This window comes from Streptomyces sp. NPDC005898 (genome assembly GCF_040629635.1).
In the GTDB taxonomy this organism is placed as follows: Bacteria; Actinomycetota; Actinomycetes; order Streptomycetales; family Streptomycetaceae; genus Streptomyces.
In genome coordinates this window covers 168,773-189,322 of record NZ_JBEXWC010000015.1, presented here as the reverse complement: position 1 = coordinate 189,322, position 20,550 = coordinate 168,773, and the positions used below count along the sequence as shown (strand labels likewise).

19 protein-coding genes are annotated in these 20,550 nt (G+C 72.8%); 8 read left to right on the top strand and 11 right to left on the bottom strand.

Annotated elements, in window-relative coordinates; all coding sequences use genetic code 11:
* Positions 1-109 precede the first annotated feature (109 nt).
* The 4 genes from fxsA to ABZ385_RS21495 all read right to left on the bottom strand — a co-directional run bounded on the left by fxsA (position 110) and on the right by ABZ385_RS21495 (position 4,173).
* Positions 110-685, bottom strand: a complete 576-nt coding sequence (gene fxsA / locus ABZ385_RS21510; protein ID WP_358582310.1) for an FxsA family membrane protein — start codon at positions 683-685, stop codon at positions 110-112.
* A 47-nt stretch (positions 686-732) separates the two neighbouring features.
* Complete coding sequence (locus ABZ385_RS21505; RefSeq protein ID WP_358582307.1) at positions 733-1,548, bottom strand: polyprenol monophosphomannose synthase; 816 nt, start codon at positions 1,546-1,548, stop codon at positions 733-735.
* 491 nt (positions 1,549-2,039) lie between these two features.
* Positions 2,040-3,689 (bottom strand): amidohydrolase, encoded by a 1,650-nt coding sequence (locus ABZ385_RS21500; protein ID WP_358912631.1) that lies wholly within the window; start codon positions 3,687-3,689, stop codon positions 2,040-2,042.
* Positions 3,690-3,732: 43 nt separating this feature from the next.
* On the bottom strand, positions 3,733-4,173 hold the full coding sequence (locus ABZ385_RS21495; RefSeq protein ID WP_030789227.1) for an Lrp/AsnC family transcriptional regulator: 441 nt from the start codon (positions 4,171-4,173) through the stop codon (positions 3,733-3,735).
* 215 nt (positions 4,174-4,388) lie between these two features.
* Here ABZ385_RS21495 and ABZ385_RS21490 point away from each other — a divergent pair, with 215 nt between their 5' ends.
* Both ABZ385_RS21490 and ABZ385_RS21485 read left to right on the top strand, forming a co-directional pair.
* On the top strand, positions 4,389-4,817 hold the full coding sequence (locus tag ABZ385_RS21490; RefSeq protein WP_358582302.1) for a hypothetical protein: 429 nt from the start codon (positions 4,389-4,391) through the stop codon (positions 4,815-4,817).
* Positions 4,818-5,063: 246 nt separating this feature from the next.
* Positions 5,064-5,549 carry a hypothetical protein gene (locus tag ABZ385_RS21485; RefSeq protein ID WP_358912636.1) on the top strand — a complete coding sequence of 162 codons (486 nt, stop codon included), beginning with the start codon at positions 5,064-5,066 and terminating at the stop codon, positions 5,547-5,549.
* Here the strand turns inward: ABZ385_RS21485 and ABZ385_RS21480 are convergent.
* A complete protein-coding gene (locus ABZ385_RS21480) occupies positions 5,512-6,684 on the bottom strand; it encodes an acyl-CoA dehydrogenase family protein (protein WP_358912629.1) in 1,173 nt (390 codons plus the stop codon). The two genes, ABZ385_RS21485 and ABZ385_RS21480, sit on opposite strands and share 38 nt — an antisense overlap.
* A 358-nt stretch (positions 6,685-7,042) precedes the next feature.
* Between ABZ385_RS21480 and ABZ385_RS21475 the strand changes: the two genes are divergently transcribed.
* Complete coding sequence (locus ABZ385_RS21475) at positions 7,043-8,287, top strand: glycoside hydrolase family 18 protein (RefSeq protein WP_358912627.1); 1,245 nt, start codon at positions 7,043-7,045, stop codon at positions 8,285-8,287.
* 63 nt (positions 8,288-8,350) lie between these two features.
* Here the strand turns inward: ABZ385_RS21475 and ABZ385_RS21470 are convergent, their stop codons facing one another.
* A complete protein-coding gene (locus ABZ385_RS21470) occupies positions 8,351-8,977 on the bottom strand; it encodes a TetR/AcrR family transcriptional regulator (RefSeq protein WP_358912625.1) in 627 nt (208 codons plus the stop codon).
* Positions 8,978-9,147: 170 nt separating this feature from the next.
* On the opposite strand from ABZ385_RS21470, the gene ABZ385_RS21465 reads away from it, so the two are divergent.
* Both ABZ385_RS21465 and ABZ385_RS21460 read left to right on the top strand, forming a co-directional pair.
* Positions 9,148-9,762 (top strand): DUF6230 family protein, encoded by a 615-nt coding sequence (locus tag ABZ385_RS21465; protein WP_358582293.1) that lies wholly within the window; start codon positions 9,148-9,150, stop codon positions 9,760-9,762.
* The gene (locus ABZ385_RS21460; protein ID WP_358912624.1) at positions 9,753-10,748 is read left to right on the top strand and encodes a DUF6114 domain-containing protein; all 996 of its coding nucleotides are present in this window, start codon (positions 9,753-9,755) and stop codon (positions 10,746-10,748) included. Before ABZ385_RS21465 ends, ABZ385_RS21460 begins: the two co-directional genes overlap by 10 nt.
* 42 nt (positions 10,749-10,790) lie before the next feature.
* On the opposite strand, the gene ABZ385_RS21455 is transcribed toward ABZ385_RS21460, so the two are convergent.
* A complete protein-coding gene (locus tag ABZ385_RS21455; protein WP_358582290.1) occupies positions 10,791-10,937 on the bottom strand; it encodes an SCO1431 family membrane protein in 147 nt (48 codons plus the stop codon).
* Between the two features lie 211 nt (positions 10,938-11,148).
* Between ABZ385_RS21455 and ABZ385_RS21450 the strand changes: the two genes are divergently transcribed.
* A complete protein-coding gene (locus tag ABZ385_RS21450; protein WP_358912622.1) occupies positions 11,149-12,678 on the top strand; it encodes a M1 family metallopeptidase in 1,530 nt (509 codons plus the stop codon).
* Between the two features lie 73 nt (positions 12,679-12,751).
* Here ABZ385_RS21450 and ABZ385_RS21445 read toward each other — a convergent pair whose 3' ends face one another.
* Positions 12,752-14,107, bottom strand: coding sequence for a peptidase C39 family protein (locus ABZ385_RS21445; RefSeq protein ID WP_358912620.1), 1,356 nt, complete (start codon positions 14,105-14,107; stop codon positions 12,752-12,754).
* Between the two features lie 294 nt (positions 14,108-14,401).
* On the opposite strand from ABZ385_RS21445, the gene ABZ385_RS21440 reads away from it, so the two are divergent.
* Positions 14,402-15,055 (top strand): AAA family ATPase, encoded by a 654-nt coding sequence (locus ABZ385_RS21440; RefSeq protein ID WP_358582283.1) that lies wholly within the window; start codon positions 14,402-14,404, stop codon positions 15,053-15,055.
* Positions 15,056-15,499: 444 nt separating this feature from the next.
* Complete coding sequence (locus tag ABZ385_RS21435; RefSeq protein WP_358582320.1) at positions 15,500-17,434, top strand: AAA family ATPase; 1,935 nt, start codon at positions 15,500-15,502, stop codon at positions 17,432-17,434.
* 28 nt (positions 17,435-17,462) lie between these two features.
* On the opposite strand, the gene ABZ385_RS21430 is transcribed toward ABZ385_RS21435, so the two are convergent.
* From ABZ385_RS21430 to ABZ385_RS21420, 3 genes are all read right to left on the bottom strand, one after another.
* On the bottom strand, positions 17,463-18,560 hold the full coding sequence (locus ABZ385_RS21430; protein ID WP_358582281.1) for a hemolysin family protein: 1,098 nt from the start codon (positions 18,558-18,560) through the stop codon (positions 17,463-17,465).
* Positions 18,557-19,900: a hemolysin family protein gene (locus tag ABZ385_RS21425; RefSeq protein ID WP_358912618.1), complete on the bottom strand. Its 1,344-nt coding sequence runs from the start codon at positions 19,898-19,900 to the stop codon at positions 18,557-18,559. Before ABZ385_RS21425 ends, ABZ385_RS21430 begins: the two co-directional genes overlap by 4 nt.
* Before the next feature lie 206 nt (positions 19,901-20,106).
* Entirely contained in the window at positions 20,107-20,547 is a 441-nt protein-coding gene (locus tag ABZ385_RS21420; protein WP_358582277.1) for a PH domain-containing protein, read from the bottom strand.
* Positions 20,548-20,550: the final 3 nt, after the last annotated feature.

The window sequence follows — 20,550 nt, the reverse complement described above, 5'->3', positions numbered from 1 at the left end:
CACCCCCCCCAACCACAACCCCGGGGGGGGGGCCCCCGCCCCCCCCCGCCCCCCCGGCCCTCGTGCGTGCTACGGCCCGCCCCCGTGCGTTCAGCGGCCCCGGGGCGCGTCAGCGCGGCAGCTGGGGATCGTCCGGACGGGGCCCGCGGGCCGCCGGCTCCTCCCTGATGACCTCGCCCTGGACGACCTTGCCGTCCGGGTGGTGCGTCCGCGCCTGCCGCAAGGCGTCCTCGAAACCGACCGGCGCCGCCTCCCGCACCTTGCGCTCGAAGGTCCGCTCGGCATACCGCCCGACGGCCTTGCGCACCGGCGGCACCAGTAGGAGCAGCCCCAGCGCGTCCGAGATCAGCCCGGGCAGGATGATCAGCAGGCCGCCCAGCATCGTCAGGGCCCCGCCGCCGCTCCCGGACTCCTGCTCGGGCGGCACCCCGCTCTGCTGGCGCTGCACCGCCTCGCTGAGCCTGCGGAAGGCCCTGCGCCCCGCGCGCTTGATCACCGCGGAGCCGAGCAGGAGGCCGCCCACCAGGAGCAGGAAGACCACGAGTCCGCTCGTGGCGCCCGCCACGACGGTGAGCAGCCAGATCTCCAGGACGAGCCACGCGGCGACGCCGAGCGGCAGGAACTTCAGGGGCCCGGAGCGCCGGGGCCGGGCGGGGCGGAGGGGAGGCGGTGCGCCAGTCGTCATGCCTCCAGTGTGCCTGGGTCCGCCTCAGGCCGGGATAAGGGGGATGATCAAGAGGCGGGGTCCTGCGGGCGTCCGGCGGGCTTGCGGCCGACGACCCGGCCGACCCGCTCCCCCACGCCCCAGGCGGTGACCCGCCACAGCGCCTCGACCACGATGTTCTGGCTCATCTTGCTGTCCCCGAGTTCGCGCTCGACGAACGTGATGGGCACCTCGACCACGTGGTAGCCCGCCTTGACGGCGCGGCGCGCGAGGTCGACCTGGAAGCAGTAGCCCTGCGACTCGACCTCGCCGAGACCGAGGCCTTCCAGGGTCTCGCGGCGGAAGGCGCGGTAGCCGCCCGTCACGTCCCGGATGGGCACATCGAGCAGGAGGCGCGAGTAGGTGCTGCCGCCGCGGGAGATGAACTCGCGGTGCTTGGGCCAGTTGACGACCCTCCCGCCCGGCACCCAGCGCGAGCCGAGCACGAGGTCGGCGCCCTTGAGCGCGGTGAGCAGCCGGGGCAGCTCCTCGGGCTGGTGCGAGCCGTCGGCGTCCATCTCCACGAGCACGCCGTAGTCGTGGTCGAGGCCCCAGCGGAAGCCCGCGAGATAGGCGGCCCCGAGGCCTTCCTTGCCCTTGCGGTGCAGGACGTGGACCTGCTCGTCCTCGGCCGCGAGCTCATCGGCGATCTTGCCGGTGCCGTCGGGGCTGTTGTCGTCGGCGACCAGGACGTGCGCGCCGGGGACCGCGGCCCGTACCCGGCCGACGATGGCCTGGATGTTCTCCGCCTCGTTGTAGGTCGGAATGATCACCAAGGCCGTGCCGAGCGAGCCGAACTGCCTCCCCTGGTCCCCCGCTTCGGAGACCCGACCGCCGTCGTTCACTACTGCCCCTTCGTTCGTACGCAGAGGACCACCATAGTGGCCCCGGCCTGCGCCGCAGCGGCGGCACTGGAGTAGGGGCGGTCCGCACAGCGGATCGGGGCCCGGCGCCCTTCGGGCCGACCTGGGACCCGCTGGCTGCGGGTCGACCGAAAGCCGTTGTCTACTGAGCGTCCGGGCCCCACCCGGGTCACACCTGCCGATCGGCTGATACGTTCCCTCGCCTCCGCGTCGCCGGCGCTGGACCTGGCTCCCAGTGGCGGTGCGCCGGTGCGGCACACCGCCCATGACCCAGCGGCGTTCGACGACTGCGTGGAGGTTCACCGGTCGGACGTCCTGTGGTGGACCCGGCCGAACCTACCGGCCCACGGCGGCTGTCTGTCAATACCCCTGTGAGCTGCGGTGATGACAAAGACCACCAGGTCAGTGCCGAGGATTCCCAGGTAGTCGGGAACCGCGGCGGGCCGCGACGGGCGCCGCGCACCGCCGGGACATCACTCGTCCGGCCCCACATGGACCGGCCGGCCGCCCACCACGGTGCGCAGGCAGACGGGCAGTTCGGCGTCCGGCGACAGGTCGGGCAGGCCGGGCGTGCCCGAGCGGGGGTCGGTCGACCAGCGCGCGACGCGGTCGTCGGGGGCCTGCACCACCAGATCGGAGGTGCGCCACACGGCGTAGTCGGCGGGCGCGCCCGGCACGAGCACGCCCGCGTCGTCCCGGCCGACGGCCCGCCAGCCGCCCCGGGTGTGCGCGGTGAAGGCGGCGCGCACCGAGACGCGGTGCTCGGGCGTGCGGTGGAAGGCGGCGGCGCGGACCGTGCCCCAGGGGTCGAGCGGGGTGACGGGGCTGTCGGAGCCGAAGGCGAGGGGCACGCCGGCGCGCAGCAGAGCCGCGTACGGGTTGAGGGTGCGGGCCCGTTCGGCGCCCAGGCGCCGGGCGTACATGCCGTCCTCGCCGCCCCACAGGGCGTCGAAGGCGGGCTGGACGGACGCGGTGAGCCCGAATTCGGCGAACGCCGCGATGGTCTCGGGGGTCAGCATCTCGGCGTGCTCGACGCGGTGCCGCGCGGCCCGCAGACGGGCCGGGCCGACCTTCTGCGCGGCCAGCCGCAGCCCGTCGGTCACGGAGCCCACCGCGGCGTCCCCGATGGCGTGGAAGCCCGCCTGGAGGCCCGCCTCGGTGCATGCCACGACGTGGGCGGCGACGGCGGCGGCGTCCAGGTGGGCCGTGCCGGTGTGGGCGGCGTCGGCGTACGGCTCGTGGAGGCAGGCGGTGTGGGAGCCGAGGGCGCCGTCCACGAAGAGGTCACCGGCGGCGCCGGCCGCGCCCAACTCCCGGGCGCGCGCCACGCCTTCCTCGCCCCACTGGGCCCAGTAGCCGATGACGCGGGGCCCCGGCTCCTCGGCGTCGAGCCGCAGCAGCCCGGTGAAGTCGGCCTCGTCGGAGATGTCGGGGCCCGCGCACTCGTGCACGGAGCCGATGCCGAGCGAGGCGGCGCGGCGCAGGGCCGCCCGCTGGGCCTCGGTGCGCTGGCGGGGCGTGATCGCGCCGAGGGCGGTGGCGCGCACTCCGTGGTGGGCGTCGCCGGTGAGCGGGGCGTCCGGGTGGTAGCCGGCGCGCCCGGTGATGCCGGGCACCAGGTCCAGCAGCGCGGTGGAGGCGACCGCCGAGTGGACGTCGATGCGGGAGAGGTAGAGGGGACGGCCGCCGGTGGCCTCGTCGAGCTCCACGCGCGTGGGCGGTCGGCCGCCGGGCCAGCGAGCGGCGTCCCAGCCGTGGCCGAGCAGGACGGCGTCGTGCGGCCGGGCGGCGGCGTGTTCGCGTACGGAGACGAGCGCCTCGTCCAGCGAGCGGGCAGCGGACAGGTCGAGGCCCGTCAGGGCCAGGCCGGTGGCCGTGGTGTGCACGTGGGCGTCGGTGAACGCCGGGGTGACCAGGGCGCCTTCGAGGTGGACGACCTCGTCCACGCCGTCCGCGAAGGCGTCCGCGGCGCCCTCGGAGCCGACCCAGGCGACATGGCCGCGCTCGACGACCATCGCGGTGGCGAACGGATCGGCGGGGCTGTGGACGTCGCCGCCGCGCAGCAGCACGGTGCGGTGGCTCTGGGGGTCCCGGGCGTCCTCGGGGGCGGTGCGCTGGCTCATGGGTACCAGTCTCGCCCCTGCGGGCACGCGCCTCGCGCGCGGGTCACACCTGGGGCGGGCGCGCCTCGTAGGGGGTGGAGAGCACGACGGTCGTCCGCGTGGAGACACCCGCGAGGGCGCGCAGCCGGCTCAGCAGGTGTTCCAGTTCCAGCGGGGTGGCGACCCGCACCTTGAGGATGTAGTTCTCGTCGCCCGCGACGCTGTGGCACGCCTCGATCTCCGGGACGCCCGCGAGGCGTTCGGCGATGTCGTCGGGCGCGCTGGGGTCGAACGGCTTCACCGAGATGAAAGCCGTCAGCGGCAGCCCCACGGCCTCGGGGTCGACGACCGCGGCGTAGCCGCGGATGACGCCCCGCTGTTCCAGGCGGCGCACCCGCTGGTGCACGGCCGACGTGGACAGGCCCGTGGCCTTGCCCAGGTCGGTGTAGCTCATCCGCCCGTCCTTGACGAGCAGCTGCACGATCTGTCGGTCCAGCTCCTCCATGCGCAGAACCTACAGGGCTCTTGATCCCCGCGGATACCCGAGCGCGGGAAGCGGGCCCCGGCGGGGCACCCCCGCGACATGGGTTATGTGACGAACGCCACACCGCTGTGCCCGTGTCCGAGGGGATGCCACGATTACCTCTACGACGGGACGGGAAGTGCTTGCTGTGGTCGAGGCCGCAGTGCCTTGTCGGCCCACCCAAGGGGGAGAGTCCCATGCAGAATCTGAAGCGCCCCGGCAGGTCCACCCGCAGCAAGCAGCAGCAGGTGGCAGAGCCCGAGCCGGAGGGCGTCGAACCGGCTGACGCCCTTCTCGACGCGTACGACACCTTTGAGATGTACCGCGTGAACTGCCCCGACTGCGGGCAGCCGATCGCGCTCCTCGCCGACGAGGACGTCCTGCCCGAGCACGCGCTGTGCCCCACTCCGTGGAACCCGTTCGGGCTCACGGTCTGCGCCGGCACCGGCCGCGCCGCCGCGGACGCCACGCCCGCCGACGAGTCGATGGAGGTCCAGGAGCAGGACACCGCCCTGCTGCTGACGCTCCCTCAGGGACTCGACTGGCGCAAACAGCCGTTCTCGCACGTGGGCGGGCCGGGCTCGCGCCCCATCCGGGTGCCCCGACAGCAGCGGCCCGCAGCCTGACGCACCCGTAGCCGATTCCGCGCCACGGACGCGAGGCCGCCGTGGTGCGGAATCGGTGTGTCCGCGCCCTTGAGGCGCCGGGCGTCGCGGTGGCGCGTCGGGCCGTTCTCCCGGGCGCGGCCGCCGGTCCTGGAGGGGTCGCGGGACGACGCTCCGGCGTACGCCGCCCCGACACGCGGGTGCCGTGAACTGACGCCCTAATCCGCCAGGCGGTGACCAAGGTGCCGCGGCCTCCGTTGGCCTGGCATGACCCCCACGGACATGGGCCCCACACACGTTCCCAGCGGCCGCCGACGGCGCACCCTGGTGACGGTGCCCGCCTCCGCAGAATCGGTTCCCCAGCGGCCCCAGCAGGTCGACCCGCGTCGGCAGCCCTACCAGCAGCCGCTCCCCCAGCAGGCGTACCAGCAGCCCCGTCGGCCCCAGCCGCATCAGCCGCCCCGGCAGCAGCCGTACGAGCAGTCGGCATACGAGCAGTCGGCGTACGAGCCGCAGACGTACCAGCAGCCCTTCCAGCAGCAGTCGTTCCAGCCCCACACCCCGCAGCAGTCCCGCCTGCCGCAGCCGCCCCACCAGGACCCGCCGATCTATCGCGCTCTGCTGCGCCACTGGTCCGACCGCGGCCGGACCCTGCCCGGGCGGCACGACCCGGAGTGGGCCCGGCTCGTCACGCCGACCGTCGCCCTGGGGCAGTTCAGCGGGACTCGGGACCCGCGAGGTGACGGGCGATGACCATGCGCTGGATCTGATTGGTGCCCTCGACGATCTGCAGCACCTTGGCCTCGCGCATGAAGCGCTCCACGGGGAAGTCCGCGGTGTAGCCGTAGCCGCCGAGCACCTGCACGGCGTCCGTGGTCACCTTCATCGCGGCGTCCGTGCACAGCAGCTTCGCCATGGCCGCCTGCTTGGCGAACGGCCGGCCCGCGTCGCGCAGCCGGGCCGCCGACAGATACAGCGCCCGGCCCGCCTCGATCTGCGTCGCCATGTCCGCGAGCATGAAGCGAAGTCCCTGGAAGTCCGCGATAGCCCGGCCGAACTGGCGCCGCTGCGTGGCGTATCCGAGCGCCTCGTCCAGTGCCGCCTGGGCCACGCCGATGGCGCAGGCCGCGATGCCGAGCCGCCCCGAGTCGAGCGCGGAGAGGGCGATGGCGAAGCCCTGCCCCTCGTCCCCGATCCGGCGGGAGTCCGGGACGCGTACGCCGTCGAAGTGGATCTGGGCGGTGGGCGAGCCCTTCATGCCCATCTTCTTCTCGGGCGCCGCCGCGTTCAGCCCCTCGGCGTCGCCCGGCACCAGGAAGGCCGTGACGCCCCGGGCGCCCTCGCCGCCGGTGCGGGCGAGCACGGTGCAGAAGTCGGCGACCCCGCCGTGCGTGATCCAGGCCTTGGTGCCGTCGATGACCCAGTCGTCGCCGTCGCGCACGGCCTTCGTGCGCAGGGACGCGGCGTCCGAACCCGACGCGGGCTCCGAGAGGCAGTACGCGCCGAGGAGGCCGCCGCCGAGCATGGCGGGCAGGTGCTCGGCCTGCTGCTCCTTGGTGCCGTACCCGGCCAGGGCGTGACAGGACAGGGAGTGGACGCTGACGCCGAGGCCGACGGTCAGGCGCGCGGCGGCCAGTTCTTCCAGGACCTGGAGGTAGACCTCGTAGGGCTGGTCACCGCCGCCGAATGCGGAGTCGTAGGCGAGGCCGAGCAGGCCTGCCTCGGAGAGCAGGGTGAAGACCTCGCGCGGGAAGCGCCCGGCCTCCTCTTCCTCGGCCGCCCTCGGGGCGATCTCGCGCTGGACGATGTCCCGGACGAGCGAGAGCAGATCCCTGGCCTCATCCGTCGGCAGTTGGCGGTCCACCGGCTGCGGGGCGTGGTCGGGCATGACGCTCTCCTCCCTGTGGGGCTACGGCGGACGCCCGCGAAGGGTGAGGCGGCGACGCCGGAAACGATGCCGTGAGCCAGGGTCTCCTTTCGGGTCACGAAAGCGGCTGACCAGCGGCTGCGGCGCGTTGAGTATGCCCGATCGGCGGCACCCAGTCACTAGTTAACGACCGCTTACTCGAAAGATGTCTCTCGATCGTCACCCGCCGCCGGATTGGTACGAACCATTGACCGTACTGGTCTAGTCCTCCTACTGTTCCCCGCAACGCCTCACCGCGTTCATGCCAAGCGCTTCCCCGCGCACCAGCAGGTCCACGGCACGACTTCCCCCTCCCTGTTTCCCCCCACGAGGAGACACGATGCTCAGACCGCACTCCCCCCGCGCCGGCCTCCGGGCCGCCCTCGCCACCGCCTGTTGCGCCGCTCTCGGCGCGGGTCTGCTCACGGGCGCCGGCAGCGCCGCCGCCGAGCCGGACCGCGCCCCGGCCGCGGCGGCGGCCGCCGGTTCCAAGGTCGTCGGTTACTTCACCGAATGGGGTGTCTACGACCGCAATTACCACGTCAAGAACATCGAGACGTCCGGCTCGGCGGACAAGCTCACGCACATCAACTACGCCTTCGGCAACGTCCAGGGCGGCAAGTGCGCGATGGGCGACGCCTACGCGGCCACCGACAAGGCGTACCCCGCCGACCAGTCGGTGGACGGCGTGGCCGACACCTGGGACCAGCCGCTGCGCGGCAACTTCAACCAGCTGCGCAAGCTGAAGAAGAAGCACCCGAACCTCAAGGTGCTGTGGTCCTTCGGCGGCTGGACCTGGTCGGGCGGCTTCACCGAGGCCGCCAAGAACCCCGAGGCCTTCGCCAAGTCCTGCTACGACCTGGTGGAGAACTCCAAGTGGGCCGACGTCTTCGACGGCATCGACATCGACTGGGAGTACCCGAACGCCTGCGGTCTGAGCTGTGACACCAGCGGGCGCGCCGCGTACAAGAACCTGATGTCGGCGGTCCGTTCGAAGTTCGGCAGCGGCAACCTCGTGACCGCGGCGATCCCGGCCGACGCCTCGGCGGGCGGCAAGCTCGACGCCGCCGACTACGCGGGCGCCGCCCAGTACGTCGACTGGTACAACCCGATGACGTACGACTACTTCGGCGCCTGGGACGCCAAGGGCCCGACCGCCCCGCACTCGCCGCTGACCTCCTACAGCGGCATCCCGAAGGCCTCGTACCACTCCGACGCCACCATCAAGAAGCTGACGGGCCTCGGCATCCCCTCGCAGAAGCTGCTGCTCGGCATCGGCTTCTACGGCCGCGGCTGGACGGGCGTCACCCAGAAGGCGCCCGGCGGCACCGCCACCGGCCCCGCCGCGGGCAAGTACGAGCAGGGCATCGACGACTACAAGGTCCTCAAGACCAAGTGCCCGGCCAACGGCACGGTCGGCGGGACCGCGTACGCGTACTGCGGGAACAACTGGTGGAGCTACGACACCCCGGCCACCATCGCGGGGAAGATGAACTACAAGAACCAGGCGGGCCTCGGCGGCACCTTCTTCTGGGAGCTGAGCGGCGACACGGCGGGCGGTGAGCTGATCAAGGCCATCAACTGACGTTGCTCAGGAACGCGTCAGGGGCGGGGCCGGCCGGCTCCCGCCCCTGACGCGTGCGCGGTCTCAGGGCCGCCGCGCCGGCGCCGGGTACGACGGCTCGAAGTCCTCGATGACGCGCAGCGTGTCCCCGAGGGTGCGCACGAGCAGCGCGCAGACCGTCGCGCGCGGCAGGTCCCGGCGGCCGATCCAGTCGAGGGTGACGCCCTCGACGCTGCACAGCCAGCCGAGCAGCGCGGTGCGGACGAGGCACGGGACGTCCTTGTGGCCGTACGTCCCCTCGGCGATCGTCCCCATCATCGCCTCGCGCACGCCGTCCCGTATCGCGTGCACCTCGGCGTCGAAGCCGACGCCCCCGCTGATGATCGCGCGGTAGGCCGCCTGGTGGTGCTCGGCGTAGCGCAGATAGCCGTCGACGGTGCGCTGCACGCGCTCGACGGGCGGCAGGTCGTCGTGGCGTGCCGCGCGCGCGACGAGGTCGCCGACGGAGTCCTCGATGATCGCGAGGTAGTACCCGCGCTTGGACTTGAAGTAGTAGTAGATCAACCCCTTGGCGACGCCCGCGTGTCGGGCGATGTCGTCCATCGACAGGGCGTCGTAGGACGTGTCGGCGAACAACTTCCGGCCGATGGTGATGAGTTCGGCGCGCCGTGCCGCGGAGCGGTCGCCGCCGCGCTGTTGACTATTATTCAATTGCGGCCCTAGTCTCCAACTGCCGTGGGATGTCCGCAGTATGGCAGAGCGGCACCCGCTGCCCACCGGCTCCCGACGGCGCTTCACGCACTCCTCTTGCGCACCCGTGCGCAGCCTTGCGCACTCCTACGCACGCTCGACGACGCGGAACGACGTACGGGAGGAAGACAGTGAGCGCAGCACGCGACGCGTTACGCGAGGGCAGGACCTCCTGGAAGAAGACGGCCGTGGTGGCCCTGCCGGCCGTTCTGGCCGTCGGCGCACTGGCCGCGGTGATGGCCGAGGGCGCGCTCGCCGCGTCCTTCGCCGTGTCGGGCACCAGCTTCCAGGTCTCCTCGGGCAAGCTGACCAGCGAGGGCCTGTCCTCGTACGTCCAGACGGACCGGGACATCGACGGCAAGGGGCACCCGGTGGCGCTCCTCGGGATCGGTGACGCCACCCTGTCCGACATCTGCCAGGCCGCCGAGGTCAAGACCCCGCTCGGCACGGTCGTCTTCAAGCTGACCGCGGGCGGCGACGCGGGCGAGGTCACCGCGAGCAATCTGATCATCGACGGCGAGGACCTGGTGGGCGACGCCCGCTTCGGCACCGCGGAGATCGGCCGGGACGCCTCCACGCTGGACGAGGTGGCCGGGGTCAAGGGCGACAAGGGCAAGTTCGGGCTCCAGGCCGGGGACATCACGGTCTCCGGGGTGAAGTCGCACGCCTGGTCGGCGACCGGCGGCAACTTCCGGCTCAAGGGCATGCGGGTCGACGTCAGCCTCGGCGGCAAGAAGTGCTTCTGACCGGCGGCTCCTCGGGCGGCGTCCGGAGCCCCCGCAAGGACGGCGGCGGCCGGCTCGACCGGCTGCTGCCCTGGCCCGAGCGGCGGCGGACCGTCCGCCGCTGGCGGCGCACCCGGCCCTTCTGGGGCGGGCTGCTGCTGATCCTCGGCGGCACCGAACTGCTGCTCGTGCCGCTGTCGCCGGTGACGGTCCTGGTGAGCCTCGGTCTCGGCGGGCTCGCGGCGCTCGGCATCGGGATCGCGCTGGTGGTGGCCGGTCTCTTCCTGTGGTTCCTGCCGCACACCCGCCACTACGTGAGCCTCAACGCCCTGCTCCTCTCGGTGCTGTCCTTCGCGGCCACCAACCTCGGCGGGTTCCTCGTCGGCATGCTCCTCGGCATCGCCGGCAGCGCCATGGGCTTCGGCTGGACGCCGGTGCCCGAGGACGCCGAGGAGGACCCCGCCCGGCCCAAGGCGCGGGACGGGCAGGGCACGCGGACGCTCGCCGTGCTGCTGCCGGTGCTGATCGTCGCGGGGACGGTGAACGGGAACCCCGCGAAGGCCGCCCCGGCCGGCGCGCGGCCCGCCGCCCCGTCGACCGTGGCGGCGCGGACCCCGCCGACCATCACCACGGCGCTCTTCGCGCCCCAGGGCTTCATCGTGGCGGGCGTCACCGAGATCCCGACCGCCGACGGGCCGCTGAAGGTCATGGTGCTGCGGATGAAGGCGGCCTCGCTCACCGACTACCGGCTCAGGACGCGGGACGGCAGCGGGGAACTCGCCCTCGGCGCCGACACGCTGGACCTCAGCGGCTCGGTCACGCTCTACCTCACCAAGTTCAAGGGGTGCCTCGAAGGCCTGCTGTGTCTGACCTTCACCCCCGACAGGCTGCCGGTGCCGCCCCTCGTACCGCCGTTCGTCTTCATGACGGACGTGAGCGCCGAGCAGGCCCTGGTCAGCTCGGACTCGATCGTGGCCGGCGGGCTCTCCCTCAAGGCCTCGGCGTGAGGGGCGGGGCGTGACGGGCGCGGCATGAGAGCCGCGAGCGGGTCACAGCAGGCCGGTCTGGGTGACGAGCATCGCGAGGACGACGACGAGGGTCCAGCCCGCGAGGTGCTCGAAGAGGGTCGGCCCGTCTTCCTCGGGGCCGCCGGTGCGGGCTCCGACGCGAACGGCGGTGGCAGAGAACGCGGTCATGTTCTTCTCACTGATTCTTCCGGCAGTGGTGTCCCCCCACGGAACCCCTCCACCATGCCAGCACTAAACCCGTTTGCGAGAGAGAGCTTGGTCACGCCCCGGACCAGCCCTCCGCAACTCGGACGCAACGTCCCGCAACTCGGACGGAACGCCGCGCGTCTAGGACGGAACACGGCGCGTGTACGCGCAGCATCCGACCGAGAGGTTCCCGATGAGCACCGACCGGACGACCCACCGCGGAGCGCGGCTCGCCCTCGCCGCCGCGATCACCGCGACGGCCGCCCTCACGGCACCCGCCTCCCAGGCCGCCCCGGCCTCAGCCTCCGACTCCACCTCCACCTCCACCTCCACCTCCACCGAGAAGCCGACGCCGGGCGCGCCCGGTATCGGGGACCCCCTGTTCCCCCTGGACGGGAACGGCGGGTACCGGGTGGACCGCTACTACCTGGACTTCGACTGGCAGGCGCCGAAGACGCCGTTCGCGGCGACGACGACGATCAGGGCCACCTCCACGCAGGCCCTGTCGCGCTTCAACCTCGACTTCGCGGGCAACACCCTGCACACCGTGACCGTGGACGGCGCGCGGGCCGGCGCCTCCCGCGAGGGCGACGAGCTGACCGTCACGCCCAAGTCCCCGATACGCGACGGCAGTTCGTTCACGGTGAAGGTCACCTACACCGCCGACCCGAGCCAGACCCGGCACCGCGACGACGCGATCGAGGACTACGGCTGGATACCCACGCCCGACGGCACGGTGGTCTACCCCCAGCCGAACGGCGCCCGGCTGATCTTCCCGGCCGACGACCACCCCAGCCGACGGGCCCCCGTCACCTTCCGCATCACCACGCCGAGCGACCGCACGGCCGTCGCCAACGGCAGACTGGTCTCGCGCACCAAGGTCCCCGGCGACCGGGTGCGCTGGACGTACGACTCCGAGCAGCCGCTCTCCACCCAGTTGGTGCAGCTGGCGGTCGGCAGGTTCCGGCTGGTCGACGGCGAGGGGCCCGGCGGCCTCCCGCTGCGGGACGTCGTCCCCGAGTCCCTGGTCGAGCCGACGGCCGAGTACCGCGGGCTCACCCCCGACCACCTGAAGTGGCTGGAGGAGAGGCTCGGCCCCTACCCCTTCCACCGGTACGGCATTCTCGTCGGCGACACCGACCTCGGTGTGGCCCTGGAGACCCAGACGCTCTCCCTCGTCCCCAAGGCCGACCTGCTGGGCACGAAGGTCGACGCCGAGCGGAACATGGTGCACGAGCTGACCCACCAGTGGTTCGGCGACAGCGTCGCCCTCAAGAGCTGGTCCGATCTGTGGGTGAGCGAGGGGCACGCCCGGTTCTACGAGCGGCTGTACTCCGAGGCACACGGCGGCGACAGCTTCGAGGCCGCGATGAAGACCGCGTACGCGGCGCACGACCAGTGGCGCAAGGACTACGGCGCCCCCGCCGAACCCACCGAGCCGAACCTCTTCAAGCGCATGCGCTACGACGGCTCGGCCCTCGTCCTGTACGCGCTGCGCGAGCGGGTCGGCGACGCGACGTTCCAGAAGATCGAGCGCGCCTGGCTCAGCGGCTTCAAGGGCCGCGCGGCGGGCACCGAGGACTTCGTCGACCTGGCGTCGAAGGTCGCGGGCGAGGACCTGGAGGGCTTCCTCCACCCCTGGCTGTACGGCTCGAAGACCCCGCCGATGCCGGGGCACCCGGACTGGGTGGTGAACCCGGTGCCCTCGCTGCGGCGGGGCTGATCACAGGAGACGCGGGCCCCTGCCCCCCTGCCTTGCGGCGGGGCATCTTCGGGGCAGGGGCTCGCGGCGTCGCTCAGCGGATCCCCACCGCCGCCAGCGCCTCGCGGCGGCGCGCCGAGAGCTTGGTGGGGAAGTACAGGTAGCAGACGCCACCGGTGCCGGAGACGACCTTGCCGGTGGCGTTGTAGCGCTTGGTGCGCAGCCAGATGTTCTCGAACTCGCGGCGCTTGTAGACGCGGCGCACCGCGGGGTCGGTGGGCGAGGCCGGGTCGTTGGCGATCACGTCGCCGTCCGCCGTGAAGCCGATGACCGTCATCAGGTGGCCCGCCGTGCCGTACCCGGCCCCCGTCAGCTCCTCCTTGAGGAACGACTGGGAGGTGATGGCCGGGATGCCCGCGGCGATCAGCGTCTCCAGCTCGCTCAGCGAGGCGAGGCGGGTCACGACGCCCTGGAGGTCCCGGTACGTCGCCGCGTACGCCGCGTTGAAGGGCCAGTTGCCGCAGCCGTTGTACTGGTAGTCGAACGTGAAGCGCGCCGCGTGGCACACCTGCGGGTCGGCGTAGGAGGGATCGACCCAGGCGAGGTCGCCCGGGGTCGGCTCGCGGCCCCAGTACTCGATGATCATCTGCGAGGAGGTGGGGCTGCACCAGGCCTCGCCGCCGTTGTCGTACTGCGGGTACTGGCCCTTGTGGATCTCCTGCGAGTAGCGCGGGACCGTCAGCTCCTCGGCGAGCCCCGGCCGGGAGGCAGGGACCGTGAAGCGGTCGGGGACGGCCGAGGCCATCGCGCCGAGCCGCCAGACCGTGGGGGTCGCGGCACTGCCCGGCCTGCGGTGGAGCGTCAGGCGCAGCTCGTACGAGACGACGCGCGGCCCGGCGTCCGTGTCGTCCAAAGAGAGCGTGTCCGTCCACACCGTCGACCTGCCGTCGGTCTGGCCGTCGACGGAGGTCCGCCGGATGTCGGTCTCCTCGTCGTCGCCCGAGGCCCAGCGGCCCATGACGTACCAGGGGCTCTGCGTGCCGTCCGCGTACGTGCCCCGCAATTCGACCTGGATCCAGGTGCCGGCGGGCGTGCGGGCGTTCCACGAGGCGATCAGTTCCGTCGCGGGGACCGTGGTGCGGTGCGTGGGCGAGGTCCAGCGGGCGTACTCCCACTCGGCGGTCCTGCCGGTGTGCGGGTCGGTGTACGTGGTGCGGCCCGCGGGCTTCCCGATCCGCAGCCCGGGGCGGGCCCCGGCGACGGCGACGGCGCCCTCGGCGGTGCCGGCGCGCCAGTGCGCGTACGAGGTCCAGAAGCGGTTGTCCACCGGACGGTCGGCGCGCGGCGGCCGGCGCGCCGGCGACGGCCCGCCCGAGGCCAGGGCGGGGCCGGTGGCCGCCGCGAGGGCCGCCACCGCGGCGGTCGCGGCGAGCACGTTTCTGCGGGACATGGCGCCTGGGGCGGACAGGCCGTCCCGGTGCGGGGCGGCCCCTTCGCGCGGGGCGTCGTCAGCTCGGTCGAAACGGTCAGCTCGGTCCATGGGGACCCCCAGTCGACGTGGTTTCCGGCGGGATCCGGAAGGATGTCGGGTCGAATGCACGGAAGTGGGCCAACTATGGCCGGTCCCCGCCGACTTCTGCCAGCGCTTCGGACACCGCCGTGCGCACCAATATTGGCCTCCACCACTGGCATGACCGGCGGCGGCGCGCGGAACACCCGCTTCCGCGGTCGTACGCTGGCCGTGATGACCCCTGACGCGCCGACCCCCGCCACCCCGCTCCCCCGTATCGCGGCCGCCCTTCGGCGCCTGCCGCCGTCCTGCGGCCCGGTGCGGCTGATCGCCGTGGACGGGCACGCCGGCTCGGGGAAGTCGACGTTCGCCCGCCGGCTGGCCGGGGCGCTCGGCGGGGCGCCGGTGCTGCGGCTCGACGATCTCGCGAGCCACGGCGAGCTGTTCGGCTGGACGGAGCGGGCGCTGCGGCTCGTGGGGCCGCTCTCGCGCGGCGAGGGCGCGCGCTATGCCGCGTACGACTGGCACGAGCGCCGCTTCGGCGCGGCGCAGGAGGTCCTGCCGGCCGCGCCCGTGGTGCTCGTCGAGGGGGTGGGCGCGGGCCGCCGCGCGCTGCGGGCGCACCTCGCGGCCGTGCTGTGGATGGACGTGCCGCGTGCGACGGCGTGGCGGCGTGGACGCGAGCGGGACGGGGCGGCCCAGCGGGACTTCTGGGACGGATGGGAACCGGCGGAACGCGAGCACTTCACCGAGGACCCTTCCCGGCCCTTCGCCGACCTTCTGGTGCGGCAGTGCCCCGAGGGATACGTGGTGGAGCCGGGACCCCGTGGGACGCCGGTCGGAACGGAATTCATCACTCAGGGTGATGAGTCGTCGGCGGTCCGCTGAACCTTTCGGAGGCCGCTTCCACATGGCCCCGGCAGTTTCCATGAGTGCCCCAACTCCGCTTGACCCAGGGGCCTTACAGGACTTACGTTCTGGATGTGCGGCCTTACGAGACCGCCCGCAGACGCGAAGCCCCCGGTTGTTCCCCCGTGATCGGGGGCTTCGTTCTGCCCTCCGGGCCCACTTTTCGGCCGCTGCGAGCCGTCATTCGCTCACCCTCGGTCACCACCGCTCGCGCTCCCCGACCCCCTTTTCCGGCCGATCCGGCGGTGCGGCACCCTACGGCCGACCGCTCCTGCGCAGGTACGATGCCTATCGGTGCGCCTTTTCGGACGGCTGCTCTGCGCGCCTGATCAACTCCCGTCCACAGCACGGCGGTTCAGCGCAGTGGCCGACGGGCACCGGCCCGGTGGCTGGCAAACGGGGGCACGGTTCGTGGGGGACGTGATGGACTTCGACGCGATGGGCACACCCGCACCGGCCGACCTCGCCTGGTTGCGGGGCGTCGACGCCTACACGGTGGGCGCCTACCCGCAGGCCGAGGAGGAGTTCCGCACGGCGGTGCGGATGGATCCGGGGATGGCCGACGGCTGGCTCGGCCTGCACGCGCTGCGCGTCGACACGACGACGGCGCTGCTGCGGATGTTCCAGCACCGGGACAGGTTCGGGGAGCAGCGCACACGGCACACCCGCACCCTGAACTCCTGGTACTGGCTGGGCTGGTGGGTCCAGCCGGTGCTGGAGAGCGCGCGGGATCTGCTGCTCGCGCACGCCTCGCACTGGCTGGACGGCCGGCACGTCCCCGAGCTGGACCGGGCGCTCGCGGGGCTGCCGCCCGTCGACGCGGATCCGCAGGTGCGCTTCCTGCACGCCTGCCGCGCCTATCTGGTCAAGGACTGGGAGCAGCTGGTCCGGCACACCGACCCGCTGATCGACGACCCGATGCTCGGCATCGAGGCCGGGCTGTTCGGCGGCATGGCCCGGGTGCGCCTGGAGACGTACGGGCAGGCCGAGCCGCTGCTGTCCGCCGCCCTGATGCGCTGCCGCAGCGAGCAGCCCCAGCGCAAGGAGCTGCGGTACTGGCTGGCCAGGGCCCACGAGGGCACCGGCCGCTCGGCCGCCGCCCTGCCCCTGTACCGGGCCGTGCACCGGGTCGACTCCTCCTTCATGGACACCTCGGCGCGGCTCGCGGCCATCTCCGAGGGCGACGGCTACGACGAGGCGGCCGATCTGGCCGCCGCGATCAGCCTGGCGGGCGGCGGCCAGGACGCGCTGGAGGGGCCCGACGGCATCGACGTCCTCTTCGGCACCGAGGGCCGTGACGTGAAGGTCACCCCCGAGCCACCCCCGGGAGGCGGCCCGCCGGGACCGAGCGGACCGGCGGGGCAGAACACCGGTCCGGCGGGGCAGAACGGCCCCGGCCGGTCCGAGGCCGACGCCGTCCGCGAGAAGGCGATCATCCCGATCAAGCCCGGCCCCGCGCAGCCGCCCCCGGGCACCACCGACCCGGCGCTCCTCGCGGCCGCCCTGTCGGAGCTGGAGGGCATGGTCGGCCTGGATCCGGTCAAGCGCCAGGTCAAGGCGCTCTCGGCGCAGTTGAACATGGCGCGGCTGCGGGCCGCGCAGGGCCTGCCGGTCCAGCCGCCGAAACGGCACTTCGTCTTCTCCGGCCCCTCGGGCACCGGCAAGACCACCGTGGCCCGCATCCTCGGCCGGGTCTTCTACGCGCTGGGGCTGCTCGGCGGCGACCACCTGGTGGAGGCCCAGCGCGCCGACCTCGTCGGCGAGTACCTGGGGCAGACCGCCGTGAAGGCCAATGAGCTGATCGACTCGGCGATCGGCGGCGTCCTCTTCGTCGACGAGGCGTACTCCCTGTCCAACTCCGGCTACGGCAAGGGCGACGCGTACGGCGACGAGGCCCTTCAGGTCCTCCTCAAGCGGGCCGAGGACAACCGCGATCACCTCGTGGTGATCCTCGCGGGCTATCCCGAGGGCATGGACCGGCTGCTCGCCGTCAACCCGGGGCTGTCCTCGCGCTTCACGACACGCGTCGACTTTCCCTCGTACCGCCCCCTGGAACTGACCGCCATCGGCGAGGTGCTGGCCGCCGACAACGGCGACAAGTGGGACGAGGAGGCGCTCGAAGAGCTGCGCTCCATCAGCGGGCACGTCGTCGACCAGGCCTGGATCGACGAGCTGGGCAACGGCCGCTTCCTGCGCACCCTCTACGAGAAGAGCTGCGCCTACCGCGATCTGCGGCTCTCGGGCTATCCCGGTGAGCCAGGCCGCGAGGACCTGTCGACGCTGCGGCTCCCCGATCTGATGCAGGCCTATGGAGAGGTGCTGTCGGGGCGGGGACCGCGGGACGCGCCGGGGATGTGAGTCCGGGGCACGTCCCGCGGCCCGCCGGTCAGCCGGGGCGGCCGACGAGGGCGCCGTCGAGCTTCTCGCGGGTCCCCTTGGTGTCCTGGGCCCTGCGGGGCACGGTGACGCGGTGGGCGGGGTCGCGGACCTTGCCGACCAGGAGTTCCAGGACGTCCTCCAGGGCGACCAGGCCGAGCACCTTGCCCGAGGCGTCGGCGACCTGCGCCAGATGGGTCGCGGCGCGGCGCATCACGGTCAGGGCGTCGTCCAGCGGGAGCTCCGCCCGCAGCGTGGTCATCGGGCGCCAGACCTGCTGCGGCACCGCCCGGTCGGTCTCCTCCAGGTCCAGTACGTCCTTGACGTGGAGGTAGCCCATGAACGCGCCGTTCTGCGCCTGGATCGGGAAGCGGGAGTAGCCGGTGCGCCCGGTGAGGTCGATGACCTGGCCCGGGGTGACCGAGGCGTCCACACTCACCAGGGACGCGCGGTCGAGCAGGACGTCCGTCACCGGGCGCGAGCCCAGTTCCAGGGCGTCCTCCAGGCGCTCCTGCTCCTCGGGGTCGAGCAGGCCCGCCTGGCCGGAGTCCTCCACGAGGCGGTTGAGCTGCTCGCTGGTGAAGACCGCCTCGACCTCGTCCCTGGGCTCCACCCGGAAGAGCCTGAGAACGAGGCGCGCGCACGCCCCGAGGGCCGCCGTCACCGGCCGGCACAGCCGGGCGAAGGCGACCAGGCCCGGGCTGAACCAGAGCGCGGTCTTCTCGGGCGCCGCCATCGCGAGGTTCTTCGGGACCATTTCGCCGACGACGAGGTGCAGGAAGACGACGACCGCGAGCGCGATCACATAGCCCAGGGGATGGACCATGCCCTCGGGCAGGTGGACCGCGTGGAAGAGCGGCTCCAGGAGGTGCGCGACGGTCGGCTCGGCGACGGCGCCGAGCGTCAGGGAGCAGACGGTGATGCCGAACTGGGCGGCGGCCATCATCTGCGGCAGGTGTTCGAGGCCGTGGAGGACCTGGCGGGACCGCTTGGTCCCCAGGGGCTCGATCTGGCTGCGGCGCACGGACACCAGCGCGAACTCGGCGCCGACGAAGAAGCCGTTGGTGAGCACCAGGAGCACGGCGAAGAGGAGTTGCAGCAGACTCATCGGCTCGCCTCCGCGGCGCTCGCGGCGAGCGGGGCGTCCGCCGTCACGGCGATCCTGACCCGCTCGGCCCGGTTGTGCCCGACCTGGCGCACCGAGAGGCGCCAGCCCGGGAGTTCGGCGCGGTCACCGGGGGCCGGGATGCGTCCTAGCAGGTCGGCGACGAGGCCCGCGACGGTCTCGTAGGGCCCCTCGGGCACGTCGAGGCCTATGCGCTGCAAGGTGTCGACACGGCAGCCGCCGTCGGCGTCCCACGCGGGCCTGCCGTCCTCGGGCGGCGCCGCGCACAGCTCGGGCAGGTCGTGCAGGTCGTGCTCGTCGCGCACCTCGCCGACCAGCTCCTCGACGATGTCCTCCAGGGTGACCACCCCGGCCGTGCCGCCGTACTCGTCGACGACGACCGCCATGGGCTGCTCGCTGCGCAGCCGTCCCAGCAGGGGCTGCACGGGGAGGGTCTGGGGGACCAGGAGCGGGGACCGGGCGATGCGGCTCACCGGGGTGCGCAGCCTCTCGTGGGCGGGCACCGCGAGGGCGTCCTTGAGGTGCACCATGCCGATGATCTCGTCGATCCGCTCGCGGTAGACGGGGAAGCGGGACAGGCCGGTGGCGCGCGTCAGGTTGACCACGTCCTCGGCGGTCGCCGACGACTGGAGCGCGCTGACCTTCACGCGCGGCGTCATGACGTGCTGCGCGGTCAGCTCGCCGAGGGAGAGGGTGCGGACGAACAGGTCGGCGGTGTCCTGCTCCAGGGCGCCGGCCTGGGCCGAGTGGCGGGCCAGGGAGACCAGTTCGCCGGGGGTGCGGGCCGAGGCGAGTTCATCGGCGGGTTCGACGCCGAGGGCGCGCACCAGCCGGTTGGCCACGGCGTTCAGGAGGGCGATCACGGGCCGGAAGAGCCGCGAGAAGGCGTGCTGCGGGCCCGCGACGAACCGCGCGACCTGCAGCGGCCGGGAGACCGCCCAGTTCTTGGGCACCAGTTCGCCGACGACCATCTGCACGGCGGACGCGAGCAGCATGCCGACGATCACGGAGACCCCGCCGACGGCGCCCTCGGGGACGCCGAGCGCCGTGAACGGGCCCGCGAGCAGGTGGGCGAGGGCCGGTTCGGCGAGCATGCCGACGACGAGCGAGGTGATGGTGATGCCGAGCTGGGTGCCGGAGAGCTGGAAGGACAGCTCCTTGAGGGCACCGACGACCGTGCGGGCCCGGCGGTCGCCGTCGGCCGCGGCCTTCTCCGCGTCGGCCCGCTCGACGGTGACGAGGCCGAACTCGGCCGCCACGAAGAAGCCGTTGGCGAGAATGAGCAGGAATGCCGCCGCGAGGAGGAGCAGGGGGACTGTCATGCCGCCGCCCCTCCGGTCGTTCGGTTCCCGGTGTGTCGGGAGAGGGCGGCGCAGGTACTACAGGACGATCCGTCCATCGCCGGAGGGTGTCACTCCTCGGGTAGCAGGAGCCCCTGGGGGCCGGGCGGGCCCGTCAGGGGCGGGGCGGCACACCTTGCGTGCCCCGCCACCAGATTAATCAGAACGTCAAGACACTGCGCGCGGTGTCAGTCGCCCGGCGGTGTGCGGGCGTCCACGAGGGCGCGCAGGGCCCGGGAGTCGGCGATGGCCTGCTGCCTGGCGATGCCGGGCTGGATGCCCAGGGCGGGCAGGCTGGTGCCGTCGCTGAGGTTCAGGAACACCCAGGGGTCGCCGGGGCGCAGGGTGACCTGGATGATCTCGGCCCAGGCCAGGCGCCTGCTGGTCGCGATGTTGACGACGGTCACGCCGGAGTCGTCGGCGACCACCTTGGGCCTGCTGAGCAGCACGAGCACGCCGAAGAGCAGGGCGCCGGTGAACACGAAGCTGGTCCGCTCCCCCGCGCTCAGGTGGGGCAGCAGCAGGGCGATCACCGTGAGGACCACGAACATCGCGGCTCCGGCGGTGAGCATGACGACCCGGGTCCGCCGGGGGCGGAAGGTGACGGGCAGGGCGGGAAGGTCGGACATGGG